Raw genomic sequence first — 13,934 nt, forward strand, 5'->3', positions numbered from 1 at the left:
CCGACTCGACCCGCGGATACGCTGACGCCGATGCCCTCGCTGCCCCACCTCGCGCACGTCCCGATGCCGCTGGCCGGCGACGGGAGCTCGGTCGCGCACGTCGTGCGAGCCCTCACCCGAGAGCACGCCATGGTCGGCGGGCGCTCGACCGTCATCACCTCGCACAACCGGGTCGCGACCTTCCCCCACGCCGAGACGGTGCCGGTCGACTACACCCGCAACTGTCCCCGCACGCACTTCACGCCCGCCGAGTACCGCGCGGACTGGGCCATGGGCGCGCTTCTGCGCGAACGCCCCCACGCGGCACGGCTGTTCGAGCCCGCAGCCGAGGCCCTCGCCGACGTCAGGCCGGACTGGGTGTTGCTGCACGAGGGCCACTACGCCGTCACCGCCCTGCCGCTGCTGCGCCGCGCGCTGCCCGCGACGACGCGGATCGCCCTGCACGTGCACAACGCGATCTCGGCCTCGGTGCTGCAGCCCGAGCTCAGCCACCTGCTGCGCAGCGCCGACCTCGTGATCGGCGTCAGCAGCTTCATGGCCGAGGGTGTCCGACGCAGGGCCTGGGTCGATGCCCGCAAGATCGCCTGGGTGCACAACGGAGCCGACACCGACCGCTTCCACCCGGTTGTCGAGGCAGAGACGGACGACGCCGTTCGCGCACACTCTCCGGGCGCGCGCCTGCGGCTCCTCTACGTCGGGCAGGTCGCGCCGCACAAGGGCGTCGACCTGCTGCTGCAGGCGCTCGGGGCCATGGGGCGGCACGCCACCCGCTTCGAGACCCGCGTCGTCGGCAGCTCCGAGCTGCGCGACACCGACGGGCGGTCGCCCTTCGAGGACCACCTCCGTGGGCTGGCCGCGCGAGTGGCCGGCCCGGTGACGTTCGAGCCCTACCAGGCCCAGGAGGAGGTCGCGCGCCTCTACCGGTGGGCCGATGTCGTCGCCGTGCCGTCGCTGGCCGAGCCCTTCGGCATGGTGCCCCTCGAGGCGATGGCGTCAGGCGCATACGTGCTGGCCAACGATGCCGGGGCCCTCCCCGAGGTGCTCGGCACCGCGGGACGGCTCGTGCCACCCACGGTCGCGGGCTGGGTCGACGCGCTCACGACGCTCGAACGCGCCGACGTCGTCGCCGGTGGCAGGGCGGCCGTGGACCGGGCGCGCGACTTCACCTGGGCCAGGAGCCACCGGTCGCTGCTGGCGACGCTTGGCACGCGTAGCGCCGGTGCGGCATGACGGCTGGTCGGCCGGATCGGCTTCGCGTGCTGCTCATGAGCGCTGTGTCGGCCCGGGACCCGCACTCGGGGGACGTCACGTACACCGAGCAGCTCTTGTCCAACCCGCCCCCCGGTGTCGAGTACACGACCTACGACAGGGCTGCACAGGATGGCACCCTGCGAGAGGTCGGCTCTCGGAGCGACCTGACGGCTGCCCTCAACCGACGCCGACCAGGTCCCGTGCTGCGCGGACTGGGCGCCGGCGCGCTGCGGAGGGTCGAGTCGAGGGTCCGGTCAACAGGTCAGGTCTTTCGCGAGCCCATCCGGGTCGTGGAGGCCGACGCCGACGCGTTCGACCTCGTTCATGTCCACGTCTTCAACACCAGGTTCGTCGGCGCCTCACCACCGGTGGTGATGAGCGCTGCCGGCCCACTCGAGTGGGTGTATGCCGACGCGTGGGGGTGGTCGCCTGAGCGGGTGAAACGCGCGAACCGGCTCGACGCCGGACTCGCCACGGCCCTGGATGCGACGTTGCACGCCCGACGTCTCGGTCGAGCCCGTCGCTTCGTGGCCTTCTCGGAGCACCTGCGCTCCTGGATGGTCGACCACGGCGTGGACGGCACACGCATCGACGTCGTGCCCAACTACGTCGAACCGCCGACGACGGGTGACCCCACGAAGTCTCCTGTACGTACGCCGCGGCGGCTGGGGTTCGTCGCCAAGGACTTCGCCGCCAAGGGCGGCCCCGAGGCCTTGGCTGCCTTCGAGGTCCTGCGTCGGGAACGGCCGGACCTCGAGCTGGTCGTCGTCGGCAGCGAGCGGCCCCCGGGACTGTGCGTGCCGGAGGCTGTGGAGTGGCGGCCTTTCGTCCCTCGCGACGAGCTGCTCACGACGGTGCTGCCGGGCATCGACGTGCTGCTGCACCCGTCGCACTTCGACGGGCTGCCCTATGCCCCGATGGAGGCGCTGGCCCTCGGGATCCCGCTCGTCGTCTCCGACTACCGCGCGCTCCCGGAACTCGTGCGGGACGGCGCCGGCCGCGTGTGCCGGGTGGGAGACGTCGCCGGTCTGGTCGATGCCACGCGTGCCCTGCTCGCGCCCGAGGCGAACGCTCGAGCCCGAACCTGCGCATCGCGCCTGTTCACGGCGGCCTACTCCTCAGAGACCCAGGCGCCGCAGCTCAGGCGTGCCTACGACCGAGCCCTGGGCCGGCCCTAGGCGGGACGCCGTGGCCGCGCGGGATCAGGGCCGCTGCGACGACGGCAGGAGGCCGACCTTGTCGTAGACGCGGCGGACGGTCGCCTCGGCCACCTCGCGGGCCTTCTCGGCGCCGTGGGCCAGGATGCGGTCGAGCTCGGCCCGGTCGCCCATCAGCTCGAGCGTGCGGGTGCGGAACGGGGTGACCGCCTCGACGACGACCTCGGCGACGTCCTTCTTGAGGTCGCCGTAGCCCTTGCCGTCGTACTGCTCCTCGAGGATCGCGATCGGCGTGCCCGAGAGGGCGGAGTGGATCGAGAGCAGGTTGGAGATGCCGGGCTTGTTGTCCTCGTCGAAACGGATCTCGCGCTCGGCGTCGGTCACGGCGGAGCGGATCTTCTTGGCGATGCGCGCCGGCTCGTCGAGCAGGCTGACGAGGCCGGCGTCGGATGCCGCCGACTTGCTCATCTTCGCGGTCGGCTCCTGGAGGTCCTGGATCTTGGCCGTGGCCTTCATGATGTGCGGCTCGGGCACGACGAGGGTGTCGCCGAAGCGCTGGTTGAAGCGTCCGGCCAGGTCGCGCGAGAGCTCGAGGTGCTGGCGCTGGTCCTCGCCGACCGGCACGACGTTGGCGTCGTAGATGAGGATGTCGGCGGCCTGGAGCACGGGGTAGGCGAAGAGGCCGACGTTGGTGTTGGTGCCCTTCGCCGACTTGTCCTTGAACTGGGTCATGCGGCTGGCCTCGCCGAAGCCGGTCAGCGTGCCGAGCACCCAGTAGAGCTCGGTGTGCTGGGCGATGTGGCTCTGGACGAAGAGCGTCGAGCGCGCGGGGTCGACGCCGCCGGCGATGAACTGGGCGGCCGTGATGCGGGTGCGCTCACGCAGCACCTCGGGGTCGGGCGCGACGGTCAGGGCGTGGAGGTCGGCGACGAAGTAGAACGCGTCGTGGGTCTCCTGCAGCCGCACCCACTCGACCAGCGCACCGATGTAGTTGCCGAGGTGGAGCGAGTCGCTCGTCGGCTGCATGCCCGAGAGGCTGCGAGGCGTGGTGGTCGGGAGGGAGGACGTCGAGGACATGGCTGCATTCTGGCCCATCGCGTCGTCACTGCCCCAACCGACCTCGCCGCCGTCAGGCGATGGCGTGGCCGTCGAGAGCGGTGAGGTCGTAGTCGGCGACCACCGGCGCGTGGTCGCTCCACCGCTCGGCATACGTCGCTGCGCGGTCCACGTATGCGTTGCGTGCCGTCGCGGCGAGACGCCGGCTTGCGAGCTGGTAGTCGATGCGCCAGCCGGCGTCGTTGTCGAACGCCTTGCCGCGCCACGACCACCAGGAGTACGGGCCGGCGACCTCGCCAGCGTAGCGCCGCTGCACGTCGACCCAGGCGTCACCCTCGAACCAGCGGTCGAGGTAGGCGCGCTCCTCTGGCAGGAAACCGCTCTTCTTCAGGTTGCCCTTCCAGTTCTTGAGGTCGGCCTCGCGGTGCGCGATGTTGAGGTCGCCGGTGACCACCATGGCCTCGCCGGCCGCTGCCGCCCGGTCGAGCCGGCGGGTGATGGCGTCGAGGAACGCGTACTTCACGACCTGTCGGTCGGTGTCGGCCTCGCCGGTGTGGACGTACGCCGACGCGACCGTGAGCGCGCCCGCTTCGGTGTCGATTTCCCGAGCTCGACGTCGTCAGCCCGGACCTCCTGCAGCGTCAGCACGTCAGGCTGCGCCTGCACGAGCCACTGCACCATGCCGCGCCGGGCAGCCGCCCGAATGCCGTTGACGTTGACCGTGATGACGCGCATGCCCCGATTGTGCGGGGAGCCGAGTGAGTCCATTCAGCCGGGTCCAACTGGTCCGTATCCGCGCACGCGAGAGATGCGCCCTCAGCTGGTGGGGCGCACCTCTCGGCACGTGGCCTCAGGGGCCGGAGTTCTTGTGCGGCGGGTCCTCGTCGGGCTGGCCGATCTGCTTGCAGGGCGGCAGGCTCGAGTCCGCAATCGTCCCGCCGGCGATGGAGCCGGTCAGGGTGCTGCCTCCGAAGGGGTAGCTGAAGTTGAGTACGGCAGAACCGTTGGCGCTGTTCGAGAACTCCCCGGCGTCGACGTACATGCACCGGGTCGACGATGCGTTCACCACGAACGAGGTCGCGAAGGCGTTGCTGATGGAGACCCTCCCCTGCAACGACTCGGTGTTGATGACCATCTGGCCCAAGGTCACGGTGATGGGCGCCAACGTGGTGTTCTTGAAGCAGAAGACCGCGTGGTAATACTTCGGGTTTCCCGGGTGCTTGCAGAAAGTGCCCGGCGTGAACGACGGGATGATGGGCGCGGACGCGGCGGCGGTCGGGGCAGCCGCAGCCACCATCACCGCCGGCGTCGCCCACGCAGCGCCCTTGACGACCGCGCGACGGCGGACTCTGGGCACAGCACTGCTATCGGTTTGAGTCATGTGGTCCCCCCACGGAAGTGTGTCTCAGTACCCCCCGAGACTCTCGAACTGTATCGCCCAGAAACGGCCGCGAACGGGGGAATCCCCCTGTCAATCAACAGGACTGGACAAAAGCGACGTCCTTGCGTCCGGACATGTCACGCCATGTCCGAAAGGTTCCGAGGCCTTGGGAGGGCTGCTGTGTTTCGATCTCAGGTCCTGAACCCGACGCCTCGTTAGACTCACGCTGTGCCGGATGCCCCCGTCGTCGTCGTCCCAGCACTTCTCGCGGGCGTCCTGCTCCTCAGCGGGATCGGCAAGCTCGCCGACCGCGAGCCGTTGACGGCCTGGCGCGACCTCGGTGTCCCCGAGGCACTCCAGAGGCGAGGTCTGGCAGTCGCGCACCCCTTCGTCGAGAGCCTCCTCGCAGTGGCCTTGGTGTTGACCGGCGGTTCGGCGCACGTCGTGGCCGCCGCGCTCGTGCTGGCGCTCATGCTGGCGTATGCCGCCCTGGTGGCCGTCGCGCTGCGCCGCCCCGACCCCGTCGAGTGCAGCTGCTTCGGTGCCCGCCGAGCGGCCCCGGTGACCCGGACCACCCTGTGGCGCAACGTGTGGCTCAGCGCGCTGGCCGTGGCCGCCCTGGCTGTCTCCGTCGTCGACGACCGTTCACCCGTGGTCGCGACGTCGGCGACAGGTGCGTGGTGGTGGGTGCTCGGTGCTGCGGCCGCGGTCGTGACGACGGTGCTCGTCCTCCCCGAGCGCACCGAGAGCGAGGACGTTCCGGCGGGCCGTGCGCCGGCGGCAGGCGAAGCGGCTGACGACCTCGACTACCTCCGCACGCGGACGCCCGACGTGCCGGTGACGTTGGCGGACGGCAGCGTGGCCACCCTGCGCGAGCTGAGCTCCGAGCGCGCGCTGCTGCTGCTCGAGGTCTCCGACTCGTGCGGAGGCTGCGTCGAGGTGATCCGCTCGATCCCTGCGTGGCGTGAGGAGCTGCCCGAGGTCGACGTGCGCGTGCTCGTCACCATGCCGCCGGGCGACACCAGCCTTGCCTCGACCGACGAGCCGCAGTCGTTGCACGACAGCCCGTTCCACGTCTCGCGCTCGTTCGGCTACGGCATGACCCCCACCGCGGTGCTGCTCGGCGCCGATGGTCTCCTGGCCGGCGGCCCGGTCGTCGGCGACGCAGCCATCCGCGAGTTCATCGCGGAGATCGACGCGGAGCTGCACGGCGCACCCGACGAGACGTCACCCGTCCACGCGCACGAGGCCGGCTGACGCCAGCTGGGCGACCAGGGCCGCAACCTCTTCGGCAGGGTCTGGGCCTGCTGAGCCGAAACGGGCCACGAGCTCGTCGGTCAGACGACTCAGCGGCACCCCGGAGACGGCGATCTCGCGTACGGCCTGGCCGAGGACGGAGAGGCGCAGCACCTGGTGCTGGCCGGCCGACGCGACGAGGACCACGGCGCCGTCGTCGCCCACCAACACGTCGGCGACCTCGCTCGCCGTCACCACTGGGTCGGTCATCGCGACCTCCCGAGGACTTCGGCCACGAGTGGTTCGAGCTGCGTCGCCTCGGCGAAGTGGACCACGCGGAGGCCGCCGCCCATCTCGACCACGTCGGCCAGGCGGCGTAGCGGGCTCTCGAGGCCAGCGAGCGACGACGACTCGGGCGCGATCATGGCGAGCGCGTCGAGAAGCGGCACGTCCACCACGTCGATCGGTGAGCCGGGGGCGAGGTCCCTTCGCAGGGCGACGATGCCGGCGAGCCACGGCTCGGAGCAGGCTGCGGCGAGACCCAGGGCTCCCGGCGACGTCTCGTCCTTGAGCCCGCCCTCGGGTCGCCGGATCGACAGCGGCTTGGGGTAGCTGACGATCGCGCCGTCGGACGCGACGGCAACGGTCTCGTCGGACAGGTAGCCGCGCCCGGGGCCCAGCGTCGTCGTGACGGTGGTCTTGCCCGTGCCGCCCGGCGCGACGTAGGCGATGGACGCGCCCGTGACGGGATGGCTGAGGCCACCCGCGTGCAACATGACGTCGCGGCCCGCACGAGCGCCGATCGCGGCCAGGGTCACGGACTGGGTGAGCAGCTGCAGGCTGCGCGCGACGGAGTCGGGAGAGCCGTCGTGGTCCGGCACACGGACGTCGGCATCGGGCTCCTGGCCGCCGGCCAGGCACAGGTGCCACGCCCGCTCGATCGCCGGCACCAGCTCAGGGTCGTCGACGCCGATGCGCACCACCACGTCGAGGGCCCGCACCGTGACGGTCCGGCCTCTCACGGCTCGTCCCCGCTCGAAAGTGTGGCCAGGACCTCGGCCATCTGGTCCACACGCCGTGACCAGTCGATGGCGGCGAGACGCTCCCCTGCCGTGCGGATCTCGCGGCTCGCGCCCGGTGCCTGGCTCTTGCCCAGCAGGGCGGTCACGGCGGCGGGAAATGCAGACCGGTCGACGACGGTGACCTGCTCGTCACCTGCGTCACGGAAGCCGGCCACGGGTGTCGTGACCACCGGGCGACCCGCAGCCTGGTACTCGTAGAGCTTGATCGGGTCGAGGCTGTCGGTGAACGGCGTCACGACGTGAGGGACCACCAGCGCGTCGGCGTGCTGCAGGTAGGCCGGCACGTGCTCGCTCGGACGCGGTCCGAGCAGCACCACTCCGGCGTCGACGAGCCGCGCGTGCTGGGCCGCCGACAGGGCATCCGGGCCGACGAGGACGAGATGGCCCTTCCCGTCGACGGCCTGTGCCGTCTCGGTGCACAGGTCAAGGTCGAGCCGGTCGTCGTGCAGGGTCCCGACGTAGACCGCAACCGGCCCCTGCGGAAGGTCGGCAGGTCGGTCGTGAGTCACCGCGTATGCCGCCGTGTCGACCCCGTTGGGCACGAGGGTCACCGGTCGGTCGGCTCCCTTGCTCAGCGCGAGGGCCGGCGAGCAGACGACGACAGCGTCGCACCGTCGCAGCAGGACGGTCTCCTCGGCCCTGATGCGCTGGCTCTCGGCCGGAGCCCGCTCGGCGAGGGTCCAGTCGTCGGTGACGTCGTAGAGCGCGGGCCACGACGTGGCCTCGAGGATGAGCGAGCCCCTGGGGTCGTTGATCCAGAGCAGCGGATCAGTCATCGCCAGGGACCGAGCCGCCTTGAGCACCTGGCGCGCCCACTTCTCGTCGATGCGCTTGTCGACACGTCGGGGAAGCCACTTGGTCGGTTCGAAGAGCCAGAGCGCGCGGGCCGGGACGCCGTCGACGGCCGGGACCGGACGGAGCCCCCGACCGAGGCGCGGCTCGCCCTCGCCGAGCGCGGCGTGCAGGGGGTCGGAGGCCGGTTCGACGAACAGGACCCGGAGGGAGGGGTCGCGGCGCAGGAGTCCGGCGACGAGGTGCTGGTTGCGGCGCCAGACGCCGTCCCAGGCCTCGAGCGAGGTCACGACGAGGTCCATGTCAGACCACCGCTGCGTAGACGTCGGCGGTGGCCCGCGCCTGGTGCGCCGGCGTGAAGCACGTGCGCTGGGCACGTTGCAGCCGGGAGCCGTACGCGTCACGACGGCCCGCGTCCGACGCCAGACGCGCGAGCAGCTCGGCGGCACGCACGACGTCTCCCGGCGGGTGCAGCGCGGCATCGACGACGCTGCCGACCGTCTCGAGGTGTCCGCCGGCAGCCACGGCGACCACCGGCAGCGCCGACGCCATCGACTCGAGGACGGTGAGCCCGAGGCCCTCGATCGAGCACGGCGCGAGGAGCAGGGATGCACGCTCCATCAGCGCGGCCACGTCGCTGCGGTGCCCCAGGAAGCGGGTGGACCCGCTGATGCCCAGCTCGTCAGCGAGCGTGCAGAGCCGGGACCGCTCGGATCCGTCGCCCGCGACCTCGAGTCGCCAACCCTTGTCGGCGACGCCCGCCCGCGCGAAGGCCCGGAGGGCAAGGTCGCTCGCCTTCTCCGGCTCGAGGCGCTGGGCCAGCAGGACGATGCGCTCTCGCTCGGCGGCGGGGCGTGTCGTCGTCGTCGACTCCACACCGGGGTGGATGACGACGCTGTCGCCCGCGATCGCCCGTGAGACGTAGTGGCTGATCGCGATCTGCGCAGAGACGCGCCGGGCCGCACCGTCGCCAGCCAGTGTCGACACGGGGTTGCTGCCGCGGTCACGGGCGAAGTGCCGCGTCACCACGAGTGGCGTCGCCACGCCGAACAGGGCTGTGGCGCAGGCGATCTCAGCGGCTGTCATGTGGGCGTGCACGACGTCCGAGCTGGGCGCCCACCTGCGGACCGCGGCCAGAACCTGTGTCACGGTGCCGGCCGGCAGGGTGCGCACGCCGGGGCCGACGGCGGACGCCATGCGGGACGGGTCGCCGCCCACGACCACGACCTCGTCCCCCGCGTCGGCCTGCGCCCGAGCGAGCCGTGCGACATGGCTCTCGACGCCGGCGAAGGCATCGGAGCGCACAGCGTGCAGGACCCTCACCGGCTGCCTCCGCTCTCGACGGAGTCCCTCTGCCGCGCATGGGCTTCGGTCAGGACCTCGAGATAGCGGCGCGCCACCTCGGGCCAGGCATGGGCCTCCGCGCTGGCTCGGGCGGCAGGTCGGGAGACCTCGCTGTCGAGGTCGAGCGCTCGACGCAGGCCCGCTGCCAGGTCGTCCAGCGTGCCGTCGACGACCGCGCCGTTGAGGCCCTCCGTGACGACGTCGGGGACGCAACCCGTCCGGGTCGCGACGACGGGGACCCCGCAGGCGAGCGCCTCCAGCACTACGAGGCCGTAGGACTCGTAGGCGCTCGGCATCGCGAGCACGTCGGCCGCGTGCAGCCACGGCCGTGGGTCGGCATGGGCACCCGCGAACCGGAGCCGGTCGCCGAGTCGGTGCGCCGGCGCCCGGGAGGCCTCCGCCGCAACGAGTTCGGGCGTTCCCCCGACGACGACGAGCTGCACCTCCGGACCCAGGAGGCCGATGGCGTCCAGCAGGACCGGCAGGCCCTTGCGTCCGAACTCGTTGCCGATGAAGAGCACCATGCGGTCCGCCTCACCGAGCCCGAGCCGCTCGCGGGCCTCCTCGCGCTCCGCGGCGGTGGGCGGCCGGAACATCTCCACGTCGACCCCGTTGCCGATCACGACGGTGGGCAGGGACAGGCCCGGATAGGTCTCGCGCAACAGCCGCTCCTCATCGCTCACCAGGTTGACCACGAGGTGGTGGTCGCCTCGTCCCGAGTAGCGCCAACGGTCGCGCGTCGTGGTGAACAGGTGGAGCGGGTTGCGCAGCATGCGGAGCCAGTAGCGGCCCCGGGCCCGCATCGCTGCCTGGACGATGCCGTGGTTGACGTAGACGTCGCCGGCGAGGGCGTCGTTGTGGCAGACGGACAGCTGGTCGGGGTGGTCGCGAAGGTAGCTGCGGGCCCGGCGGGTGCCCACGGTGGAGAACCAGACGACCCGGGCGAGCAGGGACAGCCGGCCCGCCACTCCCCCGCTCGCGGTGGGCAGCCACGCACCCCCGGCCTCGTCGAGGGTGAAGCGACGCACGTCGACTCCTGCTCGGAGCCACTCCTGCTCGAGGTGGAAGGCCACCGCACCCACCCCGGTGCCCGGGCCGATCTCCGGGGTGATCTGGACGATGGTGGTCACGCGGCGGTCACCGACGCAGGTTGCACGCGGTCCGCCGACGCAGGCGTCGGACCGTGCTCGACCGACCTCTCAGCGTGCCACTTGGCACCGAGACAGATCCCGAGCACGACGAACGGCAGGGACCCCATGACGGCCGCCCAGAAGAGGTCGAACTGGCCCTGGACCAGCCGCGAGGCCAGGACGGCCACGGCCAGCGACCCGAACACGGGATCGAGGCGCCAGGCGACCCGCACCGCGACGAACATGAGCACCACGAAGGCGGTCAGGCCCACGACCCCGGCAGAGGTGAGGACCTCGATCTCGGCGTTGGGCGGTTGGAAGGAGAACGGGAACCGGTCGGTGTACCACCACCGCAGGCCCACCCCGAACCATGGATCGGCCTGCCAGACGGTCATGGAGTCCTGGAACCAGGTGAGCCGCTGCAGCACGGAGTTGAAGCGGTTGTCGGACTGGAGCTGGTCCTGGACGAGGTTGGTGACGAAGAGGACGAACGGGCCGAAGAGGAGGAGCAACAGCTTGGGCCGTCGACGCTCGCCGTCGGAGCGGAGCACCAGCAGGAAGACACCCGCGACCACGCCGAGCACGGCCTGACGTGACTGGGTGAAGAGGACGGCCACGAAGGTGAGGGCCATGAGCAGGTAGGACGACCGCCTGGACAGGCCCACCCAGCTGGGCCGGGCACAGGCGACCACGGTGCCGAGCCCGCAGACGGTTCCCGCGAAGTTCTTGTGCATGGAGAAGGGGAACGACGGATAGATCGGCTGGAAGTCGCCGTGGGAGAACTGCAGCACGCCCTCGACGACCGTGATGACGGCCAGCACGCCGATCGTGGCCAGCAGCAGGCGGATCCCGGTGCGCGCGTGGCCGTTGGCGCCGACCGCCCAGCCGACCAGGAGTGACCCGGAGACGAGCATCCACGTGTGAGCCCACTCGACGGCGTTGGCGGCATACGGGTTGTTCACCACGGTCGCGAGGGTCGCGAACTGGTAGCCGGCCGAGGCCCACAGCACGGCCCGCAGCCCCGGCGAGAAGGGGCGTCTGGCCAAGAAGAGCGCCGGCAGGGTGGCCGCGGCCAGGGCGAAGTCCGAGAGCGAGAGGTCGACACCACCGCCTCCGACGCGCAGCACGACGAGGAGCAGCGGGAGCACGGCGAGCGGGAGGAGGCCGGGCTGGACGGCGGTCACGCCCACAGCGAGCACCGCGACGGCGATGACGGCAGCGCTGACGGGCTGGGTGACGGCAAGGCGGCCGACGAGGAGCAGCAGGACGAGGCCGCCGGCCACCAGCACGGCGCGGACGAGGGCATCCCTCGTCACCCGCTCGCGCAGGCGGTGCTGCACGGCCCCCGTCATGGCGTGCCTCTCGTCATGGCGTGCCTCTCGTCATCGCGTGCCTGCCGGCTCGGACGCCGTCGAGGCCGTAGGTCGCGTCGCGTCGGCGGGGCGCCTCGAGTCTGCCGGGCGCACCTCGCTCGCGGCCGGACCACGGAGGTAGAGGCGCACCCGGTATCGCGCTGCCCGGCCCCGCTCCCCGCCGAGCACCGCACGCACCGCCGAGCCGGCGACCTGTCCCGCCCGGGCCACCTGCCATCCGGCTGCTCCGAAGTGCTTGCGGAGGTAGATCTCCTGGGCCGCGTGGAAGTGACCCTCCCGTCGTGTCGGGTCGGTGCTCGTCGCCGCGCCGATGTGCATGGCGTGCGCCTCGGGCACGAGGGCGTGCCTCCACCCGAGCCGGGTGGCGCGGTAGGCCCAGTCGGTCTCCTCGGCGTAGAGGAAGAAGCGCTCGTCATCAAAGACCCCGACGTGCTCGATCGCCTCGCGACGCAGCAGCAGCACCGAGCCGATGACGTAGCTCGACCGGCGCCGAGCACCGAGGCCGACCGCGTCGACCCACGTCGCCAGCGGTGACGGGAAGGGCCACTCGACCCGGGAGGAATCGCCGTCCGAGTCGACCTGCGACGGGCCGACGCTCGCCAGGTCCGGTGCGGCCAGCAGCGTCGTGCGCAGCCTCTCGACGTTCTCGGGGCTCACGACGGCGTCGGGGTTGACGAGCAGCACGTCGGCCCGCGGGTCGACCCACCGGAGCCCCTCGTTGACGCCGGCGCCGAACCCACCGTTGCGCGCGGGGTCGACGTAACGGGCTCCGGCCCGCTCCGCGACCTCACGCACGGCGGCCGACGAGGAGTTGTCGACGACCGTGACAGGGAGGTCGGCCAGCGGCGCCAGCGCGCCGGCCAGCAGCTCGGGCTGGCCGTACGCGACGACGACGACCTCGAGGGGGCGCTCGCGGGTGCCGGGCACAGCCGAGAGGCTGTCCCAGGTCTTCGTCGCGGCGCGGTACATGGCGTCGTGCGCAGTCGCCACGACGTCCCAGGAGGTCGCAGCCGCGCGGGCCAGCCCCGCCTCGCGGAGGCGGAGCGCCACGTCAGGGTCGCGCACGACCTCGGCGACGGCCTTGGCGAGCGCTGCCTCGTCGCCCTCCGCGACCACGAGCGCCGCGTCTCCGACCACGTCGGGCAGGGCACCGCTGTCACTGACGACGACCGGGATGCCGCAGGCCATCGCCTCCACCGCGACCCTGCCGAACTGCTCGACCCACGAGGGCGTCGTCAGCGACGGGACGGCGAGCACGTCGAGGGAACGGTAGAAGTCGGGCAGCCGCTCGGGCTCCAGCGAGCCGAGGAACTCGACGCGGTCGGCCACTCCGAGCGCCGCCGCGAGGTCCTCGAGCCGGCGGCGGTCGGGTCCGTCACCCGCGAGGCGACAACGCAGGTCGCCATCGAGGGCGAGCGCCCGAAGCAGCACGTCGACGCCCTTGGCGTGGTCGAGCCGACCGGCGAACCCGACGACGGGCGCATCGTCCGGCGAGCCGGCATACGGGGTGCTCGAAGAGGTGAACAGGCTGAGGTCGGTGCCGAGGTCGACGGTGCGGGCGCGGCCCGGGAACCCCTTGCGCTCGACGATGCGCCCCGCAGCGTCGTTGCAGACGTTGACGCCGCTGGCGTGGCGCAGGGCTGCGCGCTCGAGCCAGCGGAACGGCAGGGGGTGGCGCTTGTCGAGGTTCTGGGCGGAGTAGAGCAGGTAGGGAGCCCGCTGGCGGCGGAGCCAGCGCAGGGCCAGCACTTCGGCGGTCGACAGGGCGTACGGCTCCTCGTGGATATCGATGACATCGACGGGTCGACCCAGGGCACGCCACAGGGGTCGAGGGTCGTAGACGAAGAGCGCAGGGTGAGTGCCGAAAGTCCTTGCGGCGCAGACGTCTTCGCCGCCCCTGGGCTCGAGGCGCACCCGGCGCCCGCCCTCCGACCACGACGCGGCCGACACCAGGTCGACCCGGTGGCCCGCACGGCGCAGCGCACGCTCCCTCTCACGCCACGCGTCGACAACCGCGCTGTGGCACACCCGCAGAGCCCACATGAGCTCCCACCCCGCTCCCAGTCCCCCGGCCGATGCCTCGTACTCGGCACAACCCTTTGGATGATATGGGAGGATGCGCCTACGTACCG

Annotated in this window: 12 protein-coding genes and 1 pseudogene; 3 read left to right on the forward strand and 10 right to left on the reverse strand. The window is 71.8% G+C overall.

The window, feature by feature from the left end; translation table 11 throughout:
- The first annotated feature begins 30 nt into the window (after positions 1–30).
- On the forward strand, positions 31–1,230 hold the full coding sequence (locus AC1DE0_RS10765) for a glycosyltransferase family 4 protein (RefSeq protein WP_478100205.1): 1,200 nt from the start codon (positions 31–33) through the stop codon (positions 1,228–1,230).
- 35 nt (positions 1,231–1,265) lie between these two features.
- A complete protein-coding gene (locus AC1DE0_RS10770; RefSeq protein ID WP_478100207.1) occupies positions 1,266–2,429 on the forward strand; it encodes a glycosyltransferase family 4 protein in 1,164 nt (387 codons plus the stop codon).
- A gap of 24 nt (positions 2,430–2,453) precedes the next feature.
- Here the strand turns inward: AC1DE0_RS10770 and trpS are convergent, their stop codons facing one another.
- The 3 genes and pseudogenes from trpS to AC1DE0_RS10785 form a co-directional block, all read right to left on the reverse strand.
- Positions 2,454–3,503, reverse strand: a complete 1,050-nt coding sequence (trpS, locus tag AC1DE0_RS10775; RefSeq protein WP_478100209.1) for a tryptophan--tRNA ligase — start codon at positions 3,501–3,503, stop codon at positions 2,454–2,456.
- 34 nt (positions 3,504–3,537) lie between these two features.
- A pseudogene (locus tag AC1DE0_RS10780) lies at positions 3,538–4,199 on the reverse strand (exodeoxyribonuclease III).
- A 115-nt stretch (positions 4,200–4,314) separates the two neighbouring features.
- A complete protein-coding gene (locus tag AC1DE0_RS10785; protein WP_478100211.1) occupies positions 4,315–4,821 on the reverse strand; it encodes a hypothetical protein in 507 nt (168 codons plus the stop codon).
- 252 nt (positions 4,822–5,073) lie between these two features.
- On the opposite strand from AC1DE0_RS10785, the gene AC1DE0_RS10790 reads away from it, so the two are divergent.
- The gene (locus tag AC1DE0_RS10790) at positions 5,074–6,102 is read left to right on the forward strand and encodes a MauE/DoxX family redox-associated membrane protein (protein WP_478100213.1); all 1,029 of its coding nucleotides are present in this window, start codon (positions 5,074–5,076) and stop codon (positions 6,100–6,102) included.
- Here AC1DE0_RS10790 and AC1DE0_RS10795 read toward each other — a convergent pair.
- From AC1DE0_RS10795 to AC1DE0_RS10825, 7 genes are read right to left on the reverse strand one after another with little or no spacing between them, the layout of a single operon-like run.
- Positions 6,073–6,351, reverse strand: a complete 279-nt coding sequence (locus tag AC1DE0_RS10795) for a hypothetical protein (RefSeq protein WP_478100215.1) — start codon at positions 6,349–6,351, stop codon at positions 6,073–6,075. The two genes, AC1DE0_RS10790 and AC1DE0_RS10795, sit on opposite strands and share 30 nt — an antisense overlap.
- On the reverse strand, positions 6,348–7,103 hold the full coding sequence (locus AC1DE0_RS10800; protein WP_478100217.1) for a hypothetical protein: 756 nt from the start codon (positions 7,101–7,103) through the stop codon (positions 6,348–6,350). Before AC1DE0_RS10800 ends, AC1DE0_RS10795 begins: the two co-directional genes overlap by 4 nt.
- Positions 7,100–8,257, reverse strand: coding sequence for a glycosyltransferase (locus AC1DE0_RS10805; protein ID WP_478100219.1), 1,158 nt, complete (start codon positions 8,255–8,257; stop codon positions 7,100–7,102). The genes AC1DE0_RS10800 and AC1DE0_RS10805 overlap by 4 nt, the downstream gene beginning before the upstream one ends.
- Before the next feature lies 1 nt (position 8,258).
- Positions 8,259–9,278, reverse strand: a complete 1,020-nt coding sequence (locus AC1DE0_RS10810; RefSeq protein WP_478100221.1) for a glycosyltransferase family 4 protein — start codon at positions 9,276–9,278, stop codon at positions 8,259–8,261.
- The gene (locus AC1DE0_RS10815; protein WP_478100223.1) at positions 9,275–10,429 is read right to left on the reverse strand and encodes a glycosyltransferase family 4 protein; all 1,155 of its coding nucleotides are present in this window, start codon (positions 10,427–10,429) and stop codon (positions 9,275–9,277) included. Before AC1DE0_RS10815 ends, AC1DE0_RS10810 begins: the two co-directional genes overlap by 4 nt.
- Entirely contained in the window at positions 10,426–11,781 is a 1,356-nt protein-coding gene (locus AC1DE0_RS10820) for an O-antigen ligase family protein (protein WP_478100225.1), read from the reverse strand. The genes AC1DE0_RS10815 and AC1DE0_RS10820 overlap by 4 nt, the downstream gene beginning before the upstream one ends.
- A gap of 30 nt (positions 11,782–11,811) precedes the next feature.
- Positions 11,812–13,845, reverse strand: a complete 2,034-nt coding sequence (locus AC1DE0_RS10825; RefSeq protein ID WP_478100228.1) for a glycosyltransferase — start codon at positions 13,843–13,845, stop codon at positions 11,812–11,814.
- Between the last annotated feature and the right edge of the window lie 89 nt (positions 13,846–13,934).

The sequence above is a fragment of the Terrabacter sp. 05T424 genome (genome assembly GCF_056396225.1).